Raw genomic sequence first — 20,853 nt, 5'->3', positions numbered from 1 at the left:
TATGGGATTTTCGTTCAGCTATGCCTTTTCGACCTGACTGAACTCAAGCTCTACCGGGGTAGAGCGACCGAAAATGAGCACTGCCACTTGAATCCGGCTCTTTTCGTAGTTAACTTCTTCTACCGTGCCGTTAAAATCGGCGAACGGACCATCGGTGACTCGAACGACTTCACCTGGCTCGAACAGCGTTTTAGGCTTCGGCTTGTCGCTACCATCAGCGACACGACGCAGAATTGCTTCTGCTTCTTTATCTGTAATCGGTGCCGGCTTATCAGCAGTACCGCCGATAAAGCCCATAACACGAGGAGTGTCCTTGACTAAGTGCCAAGTCCCTTCATTCATGTCCATTTGAACCAGCACATAACCTGGAAAGAATTTGCGTTCGCTTTTGCGTTTCTGGCCGTTACGCATTTCAACCACTTCTTCAGTGGGAACCAGAATTTCGCCGAAGCCTTCTTCCATGCCAGCCAGTTTCACACGCTCTAACAAAGAGCGCATGACATGCTTCTCATAACCCGAGTAAGCATGCACTACGTACCAACGCTTAGCCACGGGACACCCTTAGCCGACGATCAAGGAAACAAGCCAACCGAGCAGGGAATCTAAACCCCACAACAGCAGCGCCATAACCAACACAACAGCCACAACAATCAATGTGGTCTGCGTAGTTTCTTGGCGAGTAGGCCAAACGACTTTACGAATCTCGGTACGAGCTTCCTTTGCCAACACGAAGAAAGCTTTACCTTTGGCTGTCTGCAAACCAACAAACGCAGCAGCAGCAGCAATAGCAAGCAATACGAGCACGCGGTACAGGATCGGTTCCGCTGAGTAGTACTGATTGCCGACAACGCCAACCACCACCAACGCGACAACAAGCAGCCACTTAGGCAGATCAAAGCGAGAGTCTTGGGCTTCAGCCTTGGGAGTCATCTACGGGGATCCTGTGAAAAGAAAGCCAGATTACACCGAGTGAATCTGGCAGGTCAGGAGGGAATCGAACCCCCAACCTACGGTTTTGGAGACCGTCGCTCTGCCAATTGAGCTACTGACCTAAAAGCAAAATTAGGCCGACCATTATGCCGACCCAACGAGAGTTTTTCAACCACTTACTCGACAATTTCCGGCTTAGCGCTTGCGCCGACGAATTACCGCCGCCACAAACCCTCGAACAAAAATTGCAATCTATCGTAACCGGCCGAGTCGGCGTAAAAACCGCCCCACTCTCTGAAATCTTTAGGTTGCACTTCGACGCGCATGGAAAAACGCTATACCAGCAGATCCGTGCCACCAACGCAAAAACCAAAAATTAAAGCGAGAGAACGTATCACGCTCAAAACAAAGGCAGATATTTTCATATCTGCCTTAGTAATGGAGCTCTTGAGCAGATTCGAACTGCTGACCTCACCCTTACCAAGGGTGTGCTCTACCAACTGAGCTACAAGAGCAAACACTTGCACAAACAAAAAACTTGGAGCGGGTAGCGGGAATCGAACCCGCATCATCAGCTTGGAAGGCTGAGGTTCTACCACTAAACTATACCCGCAGAGCTTATTGCTTACGCTCAAATTTGGTGGAGGGGGAAGGATTCGAACCTTCGAAGTCGTAGACGTCAGATTTACAGTCTGATCCCTTTGGCCGCTCGGGAACCCCTCCTGAACGAGGCAGCATTTTCAACTCATACTACCCTTCTGTCAACCTTTTTCTCATTAAAAACCTGAGGTTACAACCGTTGACCTCTACTGCACCGCTTTCGCAACCAATGCCACACTGCGGAGCGGGCGCCATCATATGCAAACTAGCCGGCGGTTGCAATGCCTTCACAGGACATTATTTTCTGTTTTAGCTGGCTAAAATCCAGAATCAGTCCGCTCATTAGACCGTCATCAATTAAACGTCGACTGCCAGGCAAGATTTTCAGCCAATAAGTGGCGCTTGAGCTCTCATCGAGAGAGACAGGCTGCGACTGTATATCAAGACTTGTTAAACGCTGCTCAACTGAGCGTGCATCTTCTTGACGGGTGAAGCCTCCCAGATAGAGACATTTCTCATCTGCCTTACCAGGAGAGTCCGATTCGCTCAAAAGCTTAATGTCTTGCTGAGAACTTTTGTATAGCGAAAACGGGATTATCTCCTTGGCATGCAAAGGCGCTTCTTGCTGATGCCAGAGGTAATAAAATATATTTAGCACCAGCAATAAAAGAAATAACCAGCGCATAGACACCTCAATTCAGGGGGCAAGCCAATGCCAGTCCAACGAAAACCAAATCAGGCATTACTCGCGCAAAGGGCAATATGTCTTTAACCAAAATCGCATCGCCACCGGTCACAAACACGGAGAACCTTTCTCCCCAATATTTTTTGGCCATATCTAATTGCGTAAGCACAAAGCCCTGCAACATCAGCGAACACCCGCGTTCCACTGCCTCTGCTGTTGAACGACCAGGGGTGAAGCTCGCAAGCGCAGCATGCGCTATATCGTCGCTGTATCGAATGCGGCGCGTATGGGTTGTGAGCTGACTCCGCATTAGGGGCACTCCGGGACAAATAAACCCGCCGAGGTGCTGACCATCAGGTGAAACGAAGTCCGACGTTATCGCCGTACCCAAATCCACGACCAGACAAGCACCTGCCGCGAGATGAAAGGCACCCACCAGGGCAAGCCATCGATCTAAACCCAACCGCTCGTATTCTTCATAGCCATTGGTCACACCCGCCATGCGCATAGTCGGAACGGCGCTGATGATCTTTACCGAAAAAGCGGAAGACAAAGCCGCAATCAGATACTCGGTTTCTTCATCGGTACGAACACTCACAAGCCGGCAACCTAACAGACTCAAACCTTTGACCGCCTGAATAGCTTGCAGCAATGCAGCATCGGAATCGACTACCCCGCCAGCAACTACTCCAGCACCATCCAGCAGAACTACCCGCCATTTGATGAAGCTGTTTCCACAATCGAGTTCAAGTATCATCCCGCAGCCTCAGACTGAGCTCGCCACCACTAAAAACCTCTTCCTCTCCCGCAACCTGAAGCCGCAAGGCCCCGCGCGCATCAACACCTAAAACTATTCCGTCAATTTTGTTGGTGCCTGCCAACAGCGTCACCGAACGGCCCTGCCAAAGATGGTTTTGCTCCCATTCGGCCCGCAACGCCGTGAAACCTCCTTTCAAATGAATATTGAAATAATGCATAAGCGAGGCATTAAGGTGCGCCACTAACTCATTTCGATCAGTTAGCACGCCGGTCTCAAGACGTATGGAAGTCCATAGTTGGTCAACTTCAGGAGCCGCCTTCATATTTACATTGATACCCACACCAACCACAACGTGGCAAATATCGGCAGGGTCTCCCACTAGCTCCAATAGCACACCCGCCAGCTTTCGCTGGCCTACAAGGATGTCGTTCGGCCATTTCAGACCTGCATCCTTTACTCCAATCTCACCCAAAACATGCAAGACCGCCAGGCCCACTACCAGGCTCAAGCCTTCAAGCTGGCGCATGCCACCCTCAACCCTCAAAGCGAGACTGTAGTAAATATTCTCAGCAAAAGGGCTTATCCATTTTCGTCCACGGCGACCTCTGCCGGCAGTTTGTCGCTCGGCAAGCACCAAAGCGGGCATCTCTTGGCCCCGACCAATTAAACGCATCGCCTCGGCGTTGGTTGAATCAATGGAGTCAAAAACGTACACAGGCCACCCAGGAGAAGAACCCGAGCTTAGAATTTCATCCTGGCTCAATAGTGATATTGGAGTCGCAAGACGATACCCTCGACCCCGCACCTTATGAATCTCAATACCGAGCTCAGCCTCTAGCTGCTGGAGTTGTTTCCAAACGGCGCTACGGCTAATTCCTAACGCGAGCCCTAAGGCCTGTCCCGAATGAAAGGTGCCGTCCTTGAGAAGTTTTAACAACGTCAGCATGCCAATAACGCCTAACAATTGAGGCACGCATAATAGCTATGCACACAGCTAATGCATAGAAACCAAGATGCCTTTAATTCGCGCATAAACAAAACCCCTGAACGCATAAGCGATCAGGGGTTCTGGAATTTAATCTTGACGATGACCTACTCTCACATGGGGAAACCCCACACTACCATCGGCGATGCATCGTTTCACTGCTGAGTTCGGGATGGGATCAGGTGGTTCCAATGCTCTATGGTCGTCAAGAAATTCAGTAGCCAGTGCGTGCCCTCCTGCGAGTTCACGTGCCAGCGAATGGGGATGTGATAGATCTGTGGGTTTCGAATTTTCGGTTGTGTCGTCTTCACACACCTCAATTTGCTTCATCGCAAATTGCTTGGGTGTTATATGGTCAAGCCTCACGGGCAATTAGTATGGGTTAGCTCAATGCCTCACAGCACTTACACACCCCACCTATCAACGTCGTAGTCTTCGACGGCCCTTCAGGGGACTCAAGGTCCCAGTGAGATCTCATCTTGAGGCTAGTTTCCCGCTTAGATGCTTTCAGCGGTTATCTATTCCGAACATAGCTACCCGGCAATGCCACTGGCGTGACAACCGGAACACCAGAGGTTCGTCCACTCCGGTCCTCTCGTACTAGGAGCAGCCCCTCTCAAATCTCAAACGTCCACGGCAGATAGGGACCGAACTGTCTCACGACGTTCTAAACCCAGCTCGCGTACCACTTTAAATGGCGAACAGCCATACCCTTGGGACCGGCTTCAGCCCCAGGATGTGATGAGCCGACATCGAGGTGCCAAACACCGCCGTCGATATGAACTCTTGGGCGGTATCAGCCTGTTATCCCCGGAGTACCTTTTATCCGTTGAGCGATGGCCCTTCCATACAGAACCACCGGATCACTAAGACCTACTTTCGTACCTGCTCGACGTGTCTGTCTCGCAGTCAAGCGCGCTTTTGCCTTTATACTCTACGACCGATTTCCGACCGGTCTGAGCGCACCTTCGTACTCCTCCGTTACTCTTTAGGAGGAGACCGCCCCAGTCAAACTACCCACCATACACTGTCCTCGATCCGGATAACGGACCTGAGTTAGAACCTCAAAGTTGCCAGGGTGGTATTTCAAGGTTGGCTCCACGCAGACTGGCGTCCACGCTTCAAAGCCTCCCACCTATCCTACACAAGCAAATTCAAAGTCCAGTGCAAAGCTATAGTAAAGGTTCACGGGGTCTTTCCGTCTAGCCGCGGATACACTGCATCTTCACAGCGATTTCAATTTCACTGAGTCTCGGGTGGAGACAGCGCCGCCATCGTTACGCCATTCGTGCAGGTCGGAACTTACCCGACAAGGAATTTCGCTACCTTAGGACCGTTATAGTTACGGCCGCCGTTTACCGGGGCTTCGATCAAGAGCTTCGCGTTAGCTAACCCCATCAATTAACCTTCCGGCACCGGGCAGGCGTCACACCCTATACGTCCACTTTCGTGTTTGCAGAGTGCTGTGTTTTTAATAAACAGTCGCAGCGGCCTGGTATCTTCGACCGGCGTGGGCTTACGCAGTAAATGCTTCACCCTCACCGGCGCACCTTCTCCCGAAGTTACGGTGCCATTTTGCCTAGTTCCTTCACCCGAGTTCTCTCAAGCGCCTTGGTATTCTCTACCCAACCACCTGTGTCGGTTTGGGGTACGGTTCCTGGTTACCTGAAGCTTAGAAGCTTTTCTTGGAAGCATGGCATCAACCACTTCATGTGCCGAAGCACACTCGTCATCAGCTCTCGGCCTTAGAATCCCGGATTTACCTAAGATTCCAGCCTACCACCTTAAACTTGGACTACCAACGCCAAGCTGGCCTAGCCTTCTCCGTCCCTCCATCGCAATAACCAGAAGTACAGGAATATTAACCTGTTTTCCATCGACTACGCTTTTCAGCCTCGCCTTAGGGACCGACTAACCCTGCGTCGATTAACGTTGCGCAGGAAACCTTGGTCTTTCGGCGTGGGTGTTTTTCACACCCATTATCGTTACTCATGTCAGCATTCGCACTTCTGATACCTCCAGCAAGCTTCTCAACTCACCTTCACAGGCTTACAGAACGCTCCTCTACCGCATCACCTAAGTGATACCCGTAGCTTCGGTGCATGGTTTGAGCCCCGTTACATCTTCCGCGCAGGCCGACTCGACTAGTGAGCTATTACGCTTTCTTTAAAGGGTGGCTGCTTCTAAGCCAACCTCCTAGCTGTCTAAGCCTTCCCACATCGTTTCCCACTTAACCATGACTTTGGGACCTTAGCTGACGGTCTGGGTTGTTTCCCTTTTCACGACGGACGTTAGCACCCGCCGTGTGTCTCCCATGCTCGGCACTTGTAGGTATTCGGAGTTTGCATCGGGTTGGTAAATCGGGATGATCCCCTAGCCGAAACAGTGCTCTACCCCCTACAGTGATACATGAGGCGCTACCTAAATAGCTTTCGAGGAGAACCAGCTATCTCCGAGCTTGATTAGCCTTTCACTCCGATCCACAGGTCATCCGCTAACTTTTCAACGGTAGTCGGTTCGGTCCTCCAGTTAGTGTTACCCAACCTTCAACCTGCCCATGGATAGATCGCCCGGTTTCGGGTCTATTCCCAGCGACTAGACGCCCTATTAAGACTCGCTTTCGCTACGCCTCCCCTATTCGGTTAAGCTCGCCACTGAAAATAAGTCGCTGACCCATTATACAAAAGGTACGCAGTCACCCAACAACGTGGGCTCCCACTGCTTGTACGCATACGGTTTCAGGATCTATTTCACTCCCCTCTCCGGGGTTCTTTTCGCCTTTCCCTCACGGTACTAGTTCACTATCGGTCAGTCAGTAGTATTTAGCCTTGGAGGATGGTCCCCCCATATTCAGACAAGGTTTCTCGTGCCCCGTCCTACTCGATTTCATTGCAAAGGGATTTTCGCGTACAGGGCTATCACCCACTATGGCCACCCTTTCCAGAGTGTTCCGCTAATCTCAATGCAACTTAAGGGCTGGTCCCCGTTCGCTCGCCACTACTAAGGGAATCTCGGTTGATTTCTTTTCCTCAGGGTACTTAGATGTTTCAGTTCCCCTGGTTCGCTCCATACACCTATGTATTCAGTGTAAGGTAACTGTCTTATGACAGCTGGGTTCCCCCATTCAGACATCTCCGGATCACAGTCTGTTTGCCGACTCCCCGAAGCTTTTCGCAGGCTACCACGTCTTTCATCGCCTCTGACTGCCAAGGCATCCACCGTATGCGCTTCTTCACTTGACCATATAACCCCAAGCAATCTGGTTATACTATGAAGACGACATTCGCCGAAAATTCGCATTCGCTCCATGACAGAGCAACTCACAAATTTTACCTTAGCCCGTGACACCGCCAGTGAAAGCGCTGCCCGGTCTAACTTTCTATCACATACCCAAATTTTTAAAGAACGATTAAAACGATTAAACTTTCTAATCAAAGATCAGAAATCAACATTCACCACCCTGCGATGGAATGCTCATTTCTAGGCTTTGCTGCGTCATCGGCCGTAAGTGGTGGAGCCAAACGGGATCGAACCGTTGACCTCCTGCGTGCAAGGCAGGCGCTCTCCCAGCTGAGCTATGGCCCCGTATTGCTACAGGCGTTTGCTACACAACCTCAACCAAACACACAAAATTGGTGGGTCTGGGCAGATTCGAACTGCCGACCTCACCCTTATCAGGGGTGCGCTCTAACCAACTGAGCTACAGACCCAATCTCGGGTGCGGACTGACTAATCGTCTTTTTCAGTGAATCAAGCAATTCGTGTGGGAACTTGTGAAGAAGCTGAGTCTTCGATTAAGGAGGTGATCCAGCCGCAGGTTCCCCTACGGCTACCTTGTTACGACTTCACCCCAGTCATGAATCACACCGTGGTAACCGTCCTCCCGAGGGTTAGACTAGCTACTTCTGGTGCAACCCACTCCCATGGTGTGACGGGCGGTGTGTACAAGGCCCGGGAACGTATTCACCGCGACATTCTGATTCGCGATTACTAGCGATTCCGACTTCACGCAGTCGAGTTGCAGACTGCGATCCGGACTACGATCGGTTTTCTGGGATTAGCTCCACCTCGCGGCTTGGCGACCCTCTGTACCGACCATTGTAGCACGTGTGTAGCCCAGGCCGTAAGGGCCATGATGACTTGACGTCATCCCCACCTTCCTCCGGTTTGTCACCGGCAGTCTCCTTAGAGTGCCCACCTTAACGTGCTGGTAACTAAGGACAAGGGTTGCGCTCGTTACGGGACTTAACCCAACATCTCACGACACGAGCTGACGACAGCCATGCAGCACCTGTCTCAATGCTCCCGAAGGCACCCCGCCATCTCTGGCAGGTTCATTGGATGTCAAGGCCTGGTAAGGTTCTTCGCGTTGCTTCGAATTAAACCACATGCTCCACCGCTTGTGCGGGCCCCCGTCAATTCATTTGAGTTTTAACCTTGCGGCCGTACTCCCCAGGCGGTCAACTTAATGCGTTAGCTGCGCCACTAAGAGCTCAAGGCTCCCAACGGCTAGTTGACATCGTTTACGGCGTGGACTACCAGGGTATCTAATCCTGTTTGCTCCCCACGCTTTCGCACCTCAGTGTCAGTATCAGTCCAGGTGGTCGCCTTCGCCACTGGTGTTCCTTCCTATATCTACGCATTTCACCGCTACACAGGAAATTCCACCACCCTCTACCATACTCTAGCCCGTCAGTTTTGAATGCAGTTCCCAGGTTGAGCCCGGGGATTTCACATCCAACTTAACGAACCACCTACGCGCGCTTTACGCCCAGTAATTCCGATTAACGCTTGCACCCTCTGTATTACCGCGGCTGCTGGCACAGAGTTAGCCGGTGCTTATTCTGTCGGTAACGTCAAGACAATCACGTATTAAGTAACTGCCCTTCCTCCCAACTTAAAGTGCTTTACAATCCGAAGACCTTCTTCACACACGCGGCATGGCTGGATCAGGCTTTCGCCCATTGTCCAATATTCCCCACTGCTGCCTCCCGTAGGAGTCTGGACCGTGTCTCAGTTCCAGTGTGACTGATCATCCTCTCAGACCAGTTACGGATCGTCGCCTTGGTGAGCCATTACCTCACCAACTAGCTAATCCGACCTAGGCTCATCTGATAGCGCAAGGCCCGAAGGTCCCCTGCTTTCTCCCGTAGGACGTATGCGGTATTAGCGTCCGTTTCCGAACGTTATCCCCCACTACCAGGCAGATTCCTAGGTATTACTCACCCGTCCGCCGCTCGCCACCAGGTACAAGTACCCGTGCTGCCGCTCGACTTGCATGTGTTAGGCCTGCCGCCAGCGTTCAATCTGAGCCATGATCAAACTCTTCAGTTCAAACATCTTTGGGTTTTTAAAAAACCCTAAATTTAGCTCAGCAATCGTTGGTTATTCTTTGATTTCTCGCGGAGTAACTGGTGACTGCTGATAATCAGTTGACTTCAGTCTTACGGCACAAGCACCCACACGAATTGCTTGATTCAATTGTTAAAGAGCGGTGGGTTGATTCTTTCGTCTCAACCGAGGCGCGCATTCTACAGCAGCGCCAGTTACTGTCAAGCGGTTATTTCAAACACGTTTCAAAGTTTCCTTTGCAACTTCAACCACTTGCGCTTCGATCAACTTCGCGTCTCTCGTCAGCGGGAGGCGAATTCTACAGCGTTTCAACTCGCTGTCAACTGCCTTTTTTCACCGCTTCCGATCACCGCGACCGAAGCCTCTTCCTCGCTGACAAATCTGGCTAACTCATTGATTACCAAGGAGTTTCCGTTTCATCTGCTCCGGAAGAGGTGCGAATTATAGGCCCAGGAAAAGTTACGTCAAGACTTAATCGCAGCTTATTCCAAATTAAGCGTAATTCGCCCGAAAGACTTCTTCCCTGCCTGACAAACGTGGGTCGCACCCAGTTTGAAGACGAACCCGCGATCCACAACCTCACCATCTATACGCACCCCGCCAGAAGCCAGAAGATCCCGCGCGACTGCCGAGTTCTTGACTAACCCTGCCTTATTAAGAACAGCAGCAATGGGCATGTCTTCCGAACCGGCGATGCCGATCGCGGGCAAGTCATTAGGAAGCTCTCCGTCCTTCATGCGGTTACCCGCGGAGCGATGAGCAGAGGCGGCCGCCTCCTCTCCATGGAAACGCGCAACGATCTCTTCGGCCAGCTTGATTTTAATGTCGCGAGGATTGGAGCCTGCTTCAACGTCCGCCTTAAAGCCATTGATCTCTTCCATAGAAAGGAAGCTCAACAATTCAAAGTAGCGCCACATCAGCGCATCAGGAATGGAGACCAGCTTGCTATACATGATGCCCGGCGCTTCTTGGATCCCAACATAGTTACCCAGGGACTTGGACATCTTCTTCACGCCGTCCAGCCCTTCCAATAAAGGCATGGTCAGAATGCATTGCGCTTCTTGACCGTAGGCGCGCTGCAGCTCGCGCCCCATCAGCAGATTGAATTTCTGATCGGTACCGCCCAGCTCGACATCGGCACGCAACGCTACGGAGTCATACCCCTGCACCAGCGGATACATGAACTCATGGATAGCAATGGGCTGATTAGTCGAATAACGCTTATGGAAGTCATCCCGCTCAAGCATCCGCGCCACGGTGTACTGGGAAGATAGGCGGATGAAATCGGCAGAACTCATTTGATCCATCCAGGTGGAGTTAAATGCCACCTCGGTCTTTGCCGGATCAAGAATTTTGAAGACTTGGGTTTTATAGGTCTCAGCGTTGGACAACACTTGCTCCCGCGTCAGCGGAGGACGCGTTGCGCTTTTGCCGCTCGGATCGCCAATCATCCCGGTGAAGTCACCAATCAGGAAAATAACCTGATGACCCAACTCCTGAAACTGGCGCAGCTTATTAATAAGCACGGTATGACCCAAGTGCAGATCAGGTGCCGTAGGATCGAACCCTGCCTTGATTCGCAGTGGCTGACCACGCTTAAGCTTTTCGACCAGTTCTGACTCGACCAGGAGTTCATCTGCACCGCGCTTGATCAGCGCTAGCTGCTCTTCAACCGATTTCATGACAGCCCCGTTATGGCTCATTTCAAATGGGCACCAACCATACAAGATCAGTGTTCAATTACAAGTTTTGCCCAGCGAAGGTTGACGAATAGGGCATTGATACATTCGCAGGGTTGCTTCGGATACGATTTGGTTATATTTTATACAGTTATTTCATCTTCATCATGTCATTCATCTTTTCCAATTCATCTTTTCAAAGTCAAAATTACCTATGATTAATACAACGCCTAAAGCGCCCCCGCTTTATCCGAAGAGCCACCTGCTTGCTGCCAGCGGTATCGCCGCACTGCTTAGCTTGGCGCTTCTGGTCTTCCCGTCAAGCGACGTTGAAGCCAAAAAAACCACACGAAACCACGACCTCGAAACGTCTGCAGACCAACTGACAGAACAACAAGACGCTCAAGATCCGCTCCAAGCCACACCTGAACCTAGCGCGTCACCATTCGCCCAGATAGAAAACAGCGCCAACGACCCTCAAGAAAATGCTGAAGCGGCGCAAACCACTCGCCTCTCCGTCGCCAAGAATCCAGGTCACAAAGAAGTTATCGTCTCCAAGGGCGACACTCTATCGACGCTTTTCGAAAGGGTCGGGCTCCCTGCTGGCGCGGTGCATGAAGTACTGGCCAGCGACAAACAAGCCAAGCAATTCAGCCAACTGAAGCGCGGCCAAATATTGCAATTTGAATTGAGCCCGGACGGCCAGCTCGAACAACTGCACAGCAAGGTCAGTGACCTAGAAAGCATCAGCCTGGCCAAGACCGATAAAGGCTATTCATTCAGTCGCGAAATTACCAAACCCACTGTACGCACAGCCTATGCGCACGGCGTCATCAACAGCTCTCTGTCCCTTTCCGCTCAACGCGCCGGCTTATCCCATAGCATGACCATGGACATGGCCAGCGTTTTTGGCTACGACATCGACTTCGCCCAAGATATTCGCCAAGGTGATGAGTTTGATGTGATCTATGAACAGAAAGTTGTAAATGGCAAGACCGTCGGTAACGGCAATATCGTTTCCGCACGATTCACCAACCGTGGAAAAAGCTACACCGCGATCCGGTACACCAATAAACAAGGCAACACCAATTACTACACGGCTGAAGGCAACAGCATGCGGAAAGCATTTATCCGCACTCCGGTGGATTTCGCACGGATTAGCTCGTTGTTCTCCATGGGTCGCAAGCACCCTATTTTGAACAAGATTCGCGCGCACCAAGGCGTCGACTACGCCGCTCCCCGTGGTACGCCAATCAAGGCGACCGGTGATGGAAAAGTTTTGCTGGCCGGACGAAAGGGCGGTTACGGTAATACGGTAATCCTTCAACATGGCGAGACTTACCGAACGCTTTACGGTCATATGCAGGGATTTGCCAAAGGCATACAGGCCGGTGCTAACGTCAAGCAAGGTCAGATAATTGGCTATATTGGTACCACCGGCTTATCGACTGGACCACACTTGCATTACGAGTTTCAGGTCAACGGGGTTCACGTCGACCCGCTAGGTCAGAAACTGCCGATGGCCGATCCGATTGCTAAAGCTGAAAAACAACGTTTCCTGCAGCAAAGTCAGCCATTGATGGCGCGTATGGACCAGGAAAAGGCCACCATGCTGGCCTCCAGCAAGAGATAAAAAATGGCGCTATATATAGGTGTGATGTCTGGAACCAGCCTCGATGGGTTGGATATCGCTCTTATTGAGCAAGGTGACCGCCCAACGTTATTGGCAACTCACTACATCCCCATGCCGGAAGACCTGCGCGCTGAGCTTCTAAGTTTGTGCGCCAGTAGCACAGACGAACTCGCCCGCGCAGCGATCGCCGAGCAAAAATGGGTACGCTTGGCCGCCCAGGGTGTTCTGACCCTACTCGAACAAGAGCAGCGTTCTCCTGGAGAGATTCGCGCTATTGGAAGTCATGGCCAGACCATCCGACATGAGCCCGCTCGCGGCTTCACTATTCAGATTGGTAACCCTGCACTGCTCGCCGAACTGACTGAAATCACTGTGGTCAGTGACTTTCGTCGCCGGGATGTCGCCGCCGGCGGACAGGGGGCACCGCTGGTCCCTGCGTTTCACGAAGCGCTGTTCGATAAACCCCTCGGCACGCCGCAAGACCATAGAGCCGTACTCAACATCGGCGGCTTTAGTAACCTGAGTCTGATCGAACCTGACAGACCAGTTGCTGGCTTCGATTGTGGTCCGGGTAACGTCTTGATCGATGCGTGGATACAGACGCAGCGCGGCCTGAATTACGATCAGGACGGTGCATGGGCCGCGAGCGGACAGGTTGAACCTGCATTGCTGCAATCGCTGCTCAGCGACCCTTTCTTTTTAACCCAAGGTCCAAAAAGTACGGGCCGCGAGGTTTTCAACCTCAGCTGGTTGCAACACCACTTGTTTCAACTGCCAAGCTTCCCGCCAGAAAACATTCAAGCAACGTTGACCGAACTGACCGCATTGACGATTACTCAATCGCTACAGATCGCTCAAGCCGTTACTGACGAGTTGTTGATTTGCGGGGGTGGCGCGCATAACGCCACCCTGATGGCGAGACTTGCTGCATTGTTGCCCAATACCAAAGTCAGCAGCACCGCGCTGTATGGCGTGGATCCAGATTGGGTCGAGGCCATGGCGTTTGCCTGGCTGGCGCATTGCTGCCTAGAAGGCGTACCCGCCAACCGTCCGACAGTGACGGGTGCCCGGGGCTTGCGCGTACTCGGCGCCATTTACCCAGCCTGACGCACACAGCAAAACGCCGCACGTCAGTGCGGCGCATCTTAAATTACAAACCCTGCTACCCATCGATAAATCAGACCGAAAATGACGAGCCGCAACCGCAAGTGGTGGAAGCATTCGGGTTTTTAATCACAAAGCGGGATCCTTCCAAGCCTTCCTGATAGTCCACTTCTGCGCCTGCCAAGTATTGGAAGCTCATAGGATCAACAACCAGGCTCACGCCGTCACGCTCAACAATAGTGTCGTCATCAGCGATGTCTTCATCGAACGTGAAGCCATACTGGAAACCTGAGCAGCCACCACCGGTTACGAATACGCGCAGTTTAAGGCGATCATTGCCCTCTTCATCGACCAAAGTCTTCACCTTGTGCGCTGCACCGGGTGTGAACTCTAATGCCGTTGGCGTGAAGGTTTCGACGCTCATGCTAATTATCTCCCGGCGCTGTGCCGCAATAATGCGTAATGACGCGCATTATCCTCTTACCCTAGTAAATCGGTCAACTATTGTAAGAGGGCAGCGGCGAACTGTAAGCCTCAAGCTGCAAGAGGTTTCATCATCACTTGAAGCTTGAAGCTGCCCTTAGGGCAACATCCCCGCATGGGACAGGCCGAGGCGCTCGTCGAGCCCGAACATGATGTTCATGTTTTGCACAGCCTGGCCCGAAGCGCCCTTCACGAGATTGTCGATTACCGATAACACCACGACGATGTCGCCGCCCTGCGGACGATGCACGGCGATGCGGCAGACATTGGCACCTCTTACGCTACGGGTTTCGGGATGGCTACCCGCAGGCATCACGTCAACAAAGGGTTCGTTGGCATAACGTTTTTCGAACAGCGCCTGCAAATCAACTGACTTATCGACCACAGTCGCATAAAGCGTCGAGTGAATGCCGCGAATCATTGGCGTCAAGTGCGGCACGAAGGTCAAACCGACATCACCGCCAGCCGCCCTGCGCAGACCTTGGGTGATTTCTGGCAAATGACGATGCCCCTTAACCGCATAGGCCTTGAAGCTTTCACTGGCCTCAGCGTACAGAGACCCAACGCTCAGACCACGACCCGCACCGCTCACGCCAGACTTACAGTCGGCGATCAACCGGGAATTGTCTGCCAGGCCCGCTTCAAGCAACGGCAAAAAACCCAACTGGGTCGCCGTTGGATAGCAGCCGGGCACTGCGATCAAACGCGCGGTTTTGATCCGCTCGCGATTGACCTCTGGGAGCCCATATACCGCTTCTTCAAGCAATTGAGGAGCGCCGTGAGGTTGCCCGTACCACTTGGCCCATTCGTCAGCATCCTGCAAACGGAAATCCGCCGAGAGGTCGATGACCTTAGTGCCGGCCTTCAGCAGTTCGCCTGCCAGTGCATGAGCCACGCCGTGCGGTGTCGAGAAAAATACAACATCGCAGGCGCCCAACGTTTCAACATCCGGAACACTGAAGGTCAAACCGTCATAATGGCCTCGCAGGTTCGGGTACAGGTCGGCTACAGGCAACCCCGCCTCAGAGCGAGAAGTGATAACCACCACCTCGGCTTGTGGATGCTGTGCCAACAGACGCAGCAGCTCGACCCCGGTGTAACCCGTGCCGCCGACGATTCCGACCTTGACCATAAATCTGCCCCTTCAACGAACCTACTGGAAAGCCGTCGATGATATGGGCGTTGAGCGCGTGCGACAACCGCGAAGGTGACGTAAGGCCGCTCATGCCACTACTATTTGGCCACCGTGAATCCTGGAAAAAACCCAATATGCTCTATCTATGGCTTAAAGCGTTCCACATCGTCTCAATCGTTTGCTGGTTTGCAGGGCTGTTTTACCTGCCACGATTGTTCGTCTACCACTCCTTGAGCGAAGACGCTGTCAGCCGTGAGCGCTTCTGCATCATGGAGCGCAAGCTGTACCGGGGCATCATGGGGCCAGCGATGATTGCAACCTTGGTGTTCGGAATCTGGTTGATCAGCCTCAACCCAAGCGGTTACTTCAGCCAAGGCTGGATGCATGCCAAGCTCACATTGGTCGTGCTGTTGATCGGCTATCACCACGTGTGCGGCGCCCAAGTAAAACGTTTCGCCCGGGGCGAGAATGGCCGCAGCCATGTGTATTACCGCTGGTTCAATGAAATCCCGGTCCTGATATTGCTCGCTATCGTCATACTCGTGGTGGTCAGGCCTTTCTAATCAACAGCTGGATAAGGGGTACTGCTTATGTCACTGCCAACGCTGCTTGAACATCGTTTGCGCCTACCCGTCGTGGTCGCACCGATGTTTCTGATTTCCAATCCGCAACTGGTCTTGGCGTGCTGCCGCAATGGTGTCGTGGGAAGTTTTCCTGCGCTGAACCAACGAGAAAGCAGCGGCTTCAAGGCGTGGCTGGAGGAAATTGATGCAGAGCTGGCAGGGCTTGATAACGCCGCGCCCTACGCCGTCAACCTAATCGTGCACAACAGTAATCCACGGCTGCAGGCCGACCTGGACATTTGCGTTGAGCACAAAGTACCCGTCATCATTACCAGTCTTGGCGCCGTTAAGGAGTTGGTCGATGCGGTGCACGGCTACGGTGGACTGGTGTTTCACGACGTAACAACGCGGCGTCACGCAGAAAAAGCCGCCGACGCTGGTGTTGATGGTTTGATCGCCGTCGCGGCAGGCGCTGGCGGGCATGCGGGCACCTGGAGCCCATTTTCATTGATCGCTGAAATTCGCCAATTCTTCGATAGAACAGTACTGCTGGCGGGCTGCCTTAATCACGGCCACGAGATACTCGCCGCCCAATTACTCGGCGCCGACCTTGCCTACTTCGGCACACGCTTTATCGCCACCCGCGAAAGCCATGCGCCTGATGCCTACAAAGAAATGTTGATGGCCTCAAAAGCCGCCGATATTGTGCACACCGCCGCAGTCTCCGGGGTACCTGCCAGCTTCATGCGGCAGAGCCTGGAAAGAGCCGGCTTCGACCTTGCCGCCCTAAAAGAGAACGTCGAGACCGGTGCAGGCGCTAAACTCAAGCCCCTAACCGACGAAGCGAAGGCTTGGAAAACCGTATGGTCTGCGGGTCAAGGGGTCGGTGAAATCAACGACCTGCCCGACGTCAATGAACTGATTGCGCGCCTGGATGCCGAATATCGCACCGCACAAACTCGGTCGATCGAACTGGCAAAGCATTGGCCGCGCTAGCCACTTGCCCCATCAATAGCCATCCGTCCACCGTAAGGACCTGGCGTACTACCAGACAAGGAAGCCAAGCATGGCCGACCCGCACTTCAAGATCATCTTCAACGGGCAATTACGCAACGGTGTCGAAAGAGAGACCGCCTCGTTAAACCTGACGGAGCTGTTCAAAAGTGATGCGTCGATTGTGGAAAAGCTATTCAGCGGTCGAGCGGCCACGCTCAAACACGGCCTGTCCCATGAACAGGCCCTGCGCTACTTGGAGGCGCTGCATGAGGCGGGCGTGGAAGCGCACATCGAAGTTGAATCCCCCGTCAGCGCAACGTCGGACGATACTCATCAATCACCATCGTACCGACCCCAAATAGAGCCATCACCTTATGCCCCACCTCAGGCGCCGGTTGTTTCGACCCTGGAGGGATTTTCCGAACTGAAAGTTTTCAGCGTTCAAGGGCGGATCGGCCGATTGCGCTACTTGGCCTGGTCCCTTGTGCTGATGGTCTCGATTGGCGTTGCAGCGGCGATATGCGCCGCGCTGATGACAAGCTCGCTGATCGCCGGCGGACTGCTAACCACCATCGCGGTGGTGGCGTTTATTATCATCAGTGTGCAAATCGGCGCGCAGCGGCTTCACGACGCGGGCTGGTCTGCCTGGCTATTGCTACTCAACATCGTGCCGTTCGTGGGTACGCTGTTTCCAATCCTGATGATGGTCGTCCCCGGTAACGCTGGAGCGAATGAGTACGGTGCACCACAACCGCCGAACAGCAAGACAGTGAAGATTCTTGCCTGCATCTGGTTGCTGATTCTCGCACTGGGCACAGCCGGCTTTTTTGTTGGTGGCCTTGGCCTGTTCGAGAATGAAGTGCAGACCACCGCCACCGAATACGAAAACACGCTGCCCTATGACGACGACAATGACAACGATGCCGCGCAACCCGCCGACAGCACACCGCCCTCTGTAGACTACAAAGACAAATAACGCGCTGACTCGCCCAAGACTGTCACCGGCCTGGATCGAGCGCGCTGCCTGGAGAATCTGCATGACCCGTTACGCTCTGATTACTGGCGCCTCCAGTGGTATCGGCCTGGCGCTTGCCGAAGCCCTGGCACGTCGGGGTCGCAGCCTGATCTTGGTCGCCCGCCGACGTGAAGAGCTGGAAACTATCGCCCTCGAACTGACACAACGCTTCGGGGTGGAAGTGCTGTTTCGCGCGTGCGATCTGGGCGAGCCGCTGCGGCTCTCCGGGTTTCTTTTGGAGCTGGAAGACGGCGAGCGACAGATAGACTTGCTGGTTAATTGCGCTGGGATAGGCACCTGCGGCCCGTTTCTCGCTCAAGAATGGGGTGTTGATCAGGACTTGATCGACGTAAACATTCTGGCTCTCACCCGGCTGTGCCATTGCGTCGGTAACGCCATGGCCGTGCAGGGCGGCGGGCAAATACTGAACGTCGCTTCGGTAGCAGCCTTTCGCCCCGGTCCATGGATGACCAGTTACCATGCGAGCAAAGCCTACGTGCTGAGCTTTTCCGAAGGACTGCGTGAGGAGCTGAAGAACACCGGGGTAAAAATATCAGTGCTCTGCCCTGGTCCGACACGTACGGCGTTTTTTCAAACCGCACAAATGGAGGTGGGCAAGCTTTTCGATGGAAGTCGGATGATGAGCCCTGAAGAGGTCGCGTTGTATGCCGTCCGCGCACTGGCGAAAAATCGCGCAGTGATTATTCCAGGTTTGCGCAACAAGCTGCTGGCCTTTACCCCACGCCTGACGCCACGCTGGCTGACGAGAAAAATAGCCGGCGCGCTCAACAAGGCTCACTGCCCTCGCTAATAGCACTGTGCGTGATCCGTCGGCGTCATTACACTCGCTCACTTATTCAAACGGAGAAATAGCTGTGGAGACTCTGTTCACCAAAATCATCAACAGAGAGATACCGGCGAAGATCATCTACGAAGATGACCAAGTGCTGGCCTTTCATGATATTGCCCCACAAGCACCGGTTCACTTTCTGGTGATTCCGAAAAAAGTGATTCGTACGCTGAACGACGTGACCGAAGAAGATAAAGGCCTGCTAGGCCATATCTTGTTCACCGCTCAACGCTTGGCTAAAGAGCTGGGTTGCGAAGACGGCTTCCGGGTGACGATGAATTGCAATGAGCTGGGCGGACAGACCGTTTATCACATTCACATGCACGTACTGGGTCAGCGCCAGATGCACTGGCCACCGGGCTAATTCAGCTTTTCAATGACTTAGGCTCGCCGGCGTCACAATCCCAGACCCTGGCGGCCTGATCCAGCTCAAGCCGCGCCTGATCGATTCGGGTAAACTGGCTGCCGTGGATTTACCCGGAGGTGCCCATGGCTACCGAACGTCACTACTCGCCTGTTGACCGTCTTCTGTTACAAGCCGATGCCGCAATGCGTACGTTGCTGCCTTTCAGCGCTCAACCGTATCGTCCTTCTCCCGCCATCGTTCAGCCTGATGTGAAGATGAACGACACCGACACCCGGCACGTCGCGGGCCTGATGCGCATTAACCACACCGGCGAAGTCTGTGCGCAGGCGCTGTACCAAGGCCAGGCGCTCACCGCCAAGTTGCCGAAAGTGCGTGCGGCCATGGAGCACGCCGCAGAAGAAGAAATTGACCACTTGGTGTGGTGCGAACAACGCATTCACCAGTTGGGCAGCCACACCAGCATTCTCAACCCGGTGTTTTACGGGCTGTCGTTTGGCATCGGTGCATTGGCCGGTCTGATCAGTGACAAAGTCAGCCTCGGGTTTGTAGCCGCCACCGAAGATCAAGTCTGTAAGCATCTGAATGACCATTTGACGCAATTGCCTGCCGAGGACGAAAAATCCCGAGCCATTCTTGAGCAAATGCGCAACGATGAAGAACATCACGCCCAAAGCGCGCTGGAGGCCGGTGGATTCCGCTTCCCACGACCGATCAAGTTCGGCATGAGTGTGCTTGCCAAAGTCATGACCAAAACCACTTATCGGGTCTAACCGTTTTGTCTGCATAAAAAAGGCGCCTCAACAGGCGCCTTTTTACATCTACTGCGAAGGACTGCCCTTAAGGCTGCATGTTCCGAGCGTAGAAAATTTCCAGCATTTCGTGTTTCACCCGTTCGGTGACCTGATCACGCTGCTCAGTCGACAGGTTGCTGGTCGCATCCCCAAACAAGTAGTTATCCAGTTCGAAGTTCTTGAGCAGCATCTTGGTGTGGAACATATTTTCCTGGTACACGTTCACGTCCGTCAGCTGATAAGCCGAACGCGTATCGTCAGAAAGATAGTTCTGAATCGAGTTGATCTCGTGATCGATGAAGTGCTTCTTACCTTCAATGTCACGGGTGAAACCGCGAACACGATAATCAACGGTGACGATGTCTGAGTCGAATTGATGAATCAGATAGTTCAGCGCTTTGAGCGGTGAAATTACCCCGCAAGTCGACACGTCGATATCGACACGGAACGTCGCGATGCCGTCAACCGGGTGAATTTCCGGGTAGGTGTGCACCGTGATGTGGCTCTTGTCGAGGTGAGCCAAAATCGTTTCTTTTGGCAGCGGTCCCGGCGACTCTTCGATCTGGCTGTCGGTAGGTGTCACCGGCTGCTCGGAGATCAAAATGGTCACGCTAGCGCCTTGTGGATCGTAATCCTGGCGAGCGATATTGAGGATGTTGGCGCCAATGATATCGACCACATCAGTCAGAATCTGCGTCAGGCGTTCGGCGTCGTACTCACGATTGATGTACTCGACGTATGCCTGCTGGTCCTGCGGGGTTTCCGCATAGCAGATGTCATAGATGTTGAAGCTCAAGGTCTTGGTCAGGTTATTGAACCCGTGGAGCTTGAGTTTGCTTTTCACCGATAAAACTCTCTTTATTTGTGCGGTCGAGCCGCGTAATCAAGCATGCCCGTCAGATAAGAACGTCTCATCTGCGTAGGA

General features: G+C 53.1%; 17 protein-coding genes, 6 tRNA genes and 3 rRNA genes. 8 read left to right on the top strand and 18 right to left on the bottom strand.

The window, feature by feature from the left end; all coding sequences use genetic code 11:
- Positions 1–18 precede the first annotated feature (18 nt).
- The 15 genes from nusG to tyrS all read right to left on the bottom strand — a co-directional run bounded on the left by nusG (position 19) and on the right by tyrS (position 10,994).
- On the bottom strand, positions 19–552 hold the full coding sequence (gene nusG / locus RHM65_RS08680; protein WP_219062798.1) for a transcription termination/antitermination protein NusG: 534 nt from the start codon (positions 550–552) through the stop codon (positions 19–21).
- Between the two features lie 9 nt (positions 553–561).
- A complete protein-coding gene (secE, locus tag RHM65_RS08675) occupies positions 562–930 on the bottom strand; it encodes a preprotein translocase subunit SecE (protein WP_322166342.1) in 369 nt (122 codons plus the stop codon).
- A gap of 46 nt (positions 931–976) precedes the next feature.
- A tRNA-Trp gene (locus RHM65_RS08670) sits at positions 977–1,052 on the bottom strand.
- Between the two features lie 317 nt (positions 1,053–1,369).
- A tRNA-Thr gene (locus RHM65_RS08665) sits at positions 1,370–1,445 on the bottom strand.
- Positions 1,446–1,469: 24 nt separating this feature from the next.
- A tRNA-Gly gene (locus RHM65_RS08660) sits at positions 1,470–1,543 on the bottom strand.
- Between the two features lie 25 nt (positions 1,544–1,568).
- Positions 1,569–1,653: transfer RNA gene (locus tag RHM65_RS08655), tRNA-Tyr, on the bottom strand.
- 142 nt (positions 1,654–1,795) lie between these two features.
- Complete coding sequence (locus tag RHM65_RS08650; protein WP_322166343.1) at positions 1,796–2,215, bottom strand: hypothetical protein; 420 nt, start codon at positions 2,213–2,215, stop codon at positions 1,796–1,798.
- 7 nt (positions 2,216–2,222) lie between these two features.
- Positions 2,223–2,972, bottom strand: a complete 750-nt coding sequence (locus RHM65_RS08645; protein ID WP_322184718.1) for a pantothenate kinase — start codon at positions 2,970–2,972, stop codon at positions 2,223–2,225.
- On the bottom strand, positions 2,962–3,921 hold the full coding sequence (gene birA / locus RHM65_RS08640; protein WP_322166345.1) for a bifunctional biotin--[acetyl-CoA-carboxylase] ligase/biotin operon repressor BirA: 960 nt from the start codon (positions 3,919–3,921) through the stop codon (positions 2,962–2,964). The genes RHM65_RS08645 and birA overlap by 11 nt, the downstream gene beginning before the upstream one ends.
- Positions 3,922–4,054: 133 nt before the next feature.
- Positions 4,055–4,170 (bottom strand): 5S ribosomal RNA (gene rrf, locus RHM65_RS08635).
- Positions 4,171–4,311: 141 nt separating this feature from the next.
- Positions 4,312–7,202, bottom strand: a 23S ribosomal RNA gene (locus RHM65_RS08630).
- 267 nt (positions 7,203–7,469) lie between these two features.
- Positions 7,470–7,545 (bottom strand) — tRNA-Ala (locus tag RHM65_RS08625).
- Positions 7,546–7,593: 48 nt separating this feature from the next.
- Positions 7,594–7,670 (bottom strand) — tRNA-Ile (locus tag RHM65_RS08620).
- A gap of 85 nt (positions 7,671–7,755) precedes the next feature.
- Positions 7,756–9,294 (bottom strand): 16S ribosomal RNA (locus RHM65_RS08615).
- The 16S, 23S and 5S rRNA genes sit together here with 2 tRNA genes alongside, the layout of an rRNA operon.
- 500 nt (positions 9,295–9,794) lie before the next feature.
- Complete coding sequence (gene tyrS / locus RHM65_RS08610; protein ID WP_322166346.1) at positions 9,795–10,994, bottom strand: tyrosine--tRNA ligase; 1,200 nt, start codon at positions 10,992–10,994, stop codon at positions 9,795–9,797.
- Between the two features lie 211 nt (positions 10,995–11,205).
- On the opposite strand from tyrS, the gene RHM65_RS08605 reads away from it, so the two are divergent.
- Both RHM65_RS08605 and RHM65_RS08600 read left to right on the top strand, forming a co-directional pair.
- Positions 11,206–12,624, top strand: a complete 1,419-nt coding sequence (locus RHM65_RS08605; protein WP_322166347.1) for a peptidoglycan DD-metalloendopeptidase family protein — start codon at positions 11,206–11,208, stop codon at positions 12,622–12,624.
- A 3-nt stretch (positions 12,625–12,627) separates the two neighbouring features.
- Positions 12,628–13,731 carry an anhydro-N-acetylmuramic acid kinase gene (locus tag RHM65_RS08600; RefSeq protein WP_322166348.1) on the top strand — a complete coding sequence of 368 codons (1,104 nt, stop codon included), beginning with the start codon at positions 12,628–12,630 and terminating at the stop codon, positions 13,729–13,731.
- A 70-nt stretch (positions 13,732–13,801) separates the two neighbouring features.
- On the opposite strand, the gene erpA is transcribed toward RHM65_RS08600, so the two are convergent.
- Both erpA and argC read right to left on the bottom strand, forming a co-directional pair.
- A complete protein-coding gene (erpA, locus tag RHM65_RS08595; protein WP_322166349.1) occupies positions 13,802–14,152 on the bottom strand; it encodes an iron-sulfur cluster insertion protein ErpA in 351 nt (116 codons plus the stop codon).
- A 156-nt stretch (positions 14,153–14,308) separates the two neighbouring features.
- The gene (argC, locus tag RHM65_RS08590; protein WP_322166350.1) at positions 14,309–15,343 is read right to left on the bottom strand and encodes an N-acetyl-gamma-glutamyl-phosphate reductase; all 1,035 of its coding nucleotides are present in this window, start codon (positions 15,341–15,343) and stop codon (positions 14,309–14,311) included.
- Positions 15,344–15,480: 137 nt separating this feature from the next.
- Between argC and hemJ the strand changes: the two genes are divergently transcribed.
- The 6 genes from hemJ to coq7 all read left to right on the top strand — a co-directional run bounded on the left by hemJ (position 15,481) and on the right by coq7 (position 19,907).
- Positions 15,481–15,909, top strand: coding sequence for a protoporphyrinogen oxidase HemJ (gene hemJ / locus RHM65_RS08585; protein WP_322171188.1), 429 nt, complete (start codon positions 15,481–15,483; stop codon positions 15,907–15,909).
- A 27-nt stretch (positions 15,910–15,936) separates the two neighbouring features.
- Positions 15,937–16,905: a nitronate monooxygenase family protein gene (locus tag RHM65_RS08580; protein WP_322166351.1), complete on the top strand. Its 969-nt coding sequence runs from the start codon at positions 15,937–15,939 to the stop codon at positions 16,903–16,905.
- A 70-nt stretch (positions 16,906–16,975) separates the two neighbouring features.
- Positions 16,976–17,881, top strand: coding sequence for a DUF805 domain-containing protein (locus RHM65_RS08575; RefSeq protein ID WP_322166352.1), 906 nt, complete (start codon positions 16,976–16,978; stop codon positions 17,879–17,881).
- Positions 17,882–17,942: 61 nt separating this feature from the next.
- Entirely contained in the window at positions 17,943–18,731 is a 789-nt protein-coding gene (locus RHM65_RS08570; protein ID WP_322166353.1) for an SDR family oxidoreductase, read from the top strand.
- Positions 18,732–18,795: 64 nt separating this feature from the next.
- Entirely contained in the window at positions 18,796–19,134 is a 339-nt protein-coding gene (locus RHM65_RS08565; RefSeq protein WP_322166354.1) for a histidine triad nucleotide-binding protein, read from the top strand.
- Between the two features lie 125 nt (positions 19,135–19,259).
- Positions 19,260–19,907, top strand: a complete 648-nt coding sequence (gene coq7, locus RHM65_RS08560; protein WP_322166355.1) for a 2-polyprenyl-3-methyl-6-methoxy-1,4-benzoquinone monooxygenase — start codon at positions 19,260–19,262, stop codon at positions 19,905–19,907.
- 67 nt (positions 19,908–19,974) lie between these two features.
- Here coq7 and speD read toward each other — a convergent pair whose 3' ends face one another.
- A complete protein-coding gene (gene speD, locus RHM65_RS08555; RefSeq protein WP_322166356.1) occupies positions 19,975–20,772 on the bottom strand; it encodes an adenosylmethionine decarboxylase in 798 nt (265 codons plus the stop codon).
- Positions 20,773–20,853: the final 81 nt, after the last annotated feature.

Source organism: Pseudomonas sp. CCI4.2 (assembly GCF_034350045.1).
Classification (GTDB): Bacteria; Pseudomonadota; Gammaproteobacteria; order Pseudomonadales; family Pseudomonadaceae; genus Aquipseudomonas.
This window is presented reverse-complemented; position numbering and strand designations above follow the sequence as displayed.

Bases quoted from the DNA above. Each gene is read 5' to 3' on its own strand.
- RHM65_RS08580 (WP_322166351.1), top strand. From the start codon at position 15,937: ATGTCACTGCCAACGCTGCTTGAACATCGTTTGCGCCTACCCGTCGTG.
- RHM65_RS08645 (WP_322184718.1), bottom strand. From the start codon at position 2,972: ATGATACTTGAACTCGATTGTGGAAACAGCTTCATCAAATGGCGGGTA.
- erpA (WP_322166349.1), bottom strand. From the start codon at position 14,152: ATGAGCGTCGAAACCTTCACGCCAACGGCATTAGAGTTCACACCCGGT.
- RHM65_RS08570 (WP_322166353.1), top strand. From the start codon at position 17,943: ATGACCCGTTACGCTCTGATTACTGGCGCCTCCAGTGGTATCGGCCTG.
- RHM65_RS08600 (WP_322166348.1), top strand. From the start codon at position 12,628: ATGGCGCTATATATAGGTGTGATGTCTGGAACCAGCCTCGATGGGTTG.
- RHM65_RS08605 (WP_322166347.1), top strand. From the start codon at position 11,206: ATGATTAATACAACGCCTAAAGCGCCCCCGCTTTATCCGAAGAGCCAC.
- RHM65_RS08650 (WP_322166343.1), bottom strand. From the start codon at position 2,215: ATGCGCTGGTTATTTCTTTTATTGCTGGTGCTAAATATATTTTATTAC.
- coq7 (WP_322166355.1), top strand. From the start codon at position 19,260: ATGGCTACCGAACGTCACTACTCGCCTGTTGACCGTCTTCTGTTACAA.
- argC (WP_322166350.1), bottom strand. From the start codon at position 15,343: ATGGTCAAGGTCGGAATCGTCGGCGGCACGGGTTACACCGGGGTCGAG.
- tyrS (WP_322166346.1), bottom strand. From the start codon at position 10,994: ATGAAATCGGTTGAAGAGCAGCTAGCGCTGATCAAGCGCGGTGCAGAT.
- birA (WP_322166345.1), bottom strand. From the start codon at position 3,921: ATGCTGACGTTGTTAAAACTTCTCAAGGACGGCACCTTTCATTCGGGA.
- RHM65_RS08575 (WP_322166352.1), top strand. From the start codon at position 16,976: ATGGCCGACCCGCACTTCAAGATCATCTTCAACGGGCAATTACGCAAC.
- secE (WP_322166342.1), bottom strand. From the start codon at position 930: ATGACTCCCAAGGCTGAAGCCCAAGACTCTCGCTTTGATCTGCCTAAG.
- hemJ (WP_322171188.1), top strand. From the start codon at position 15,481: ATGCTCTATCTATGGCTTAAAGCGTTCCACATCGTCTCAATCGTTTGC.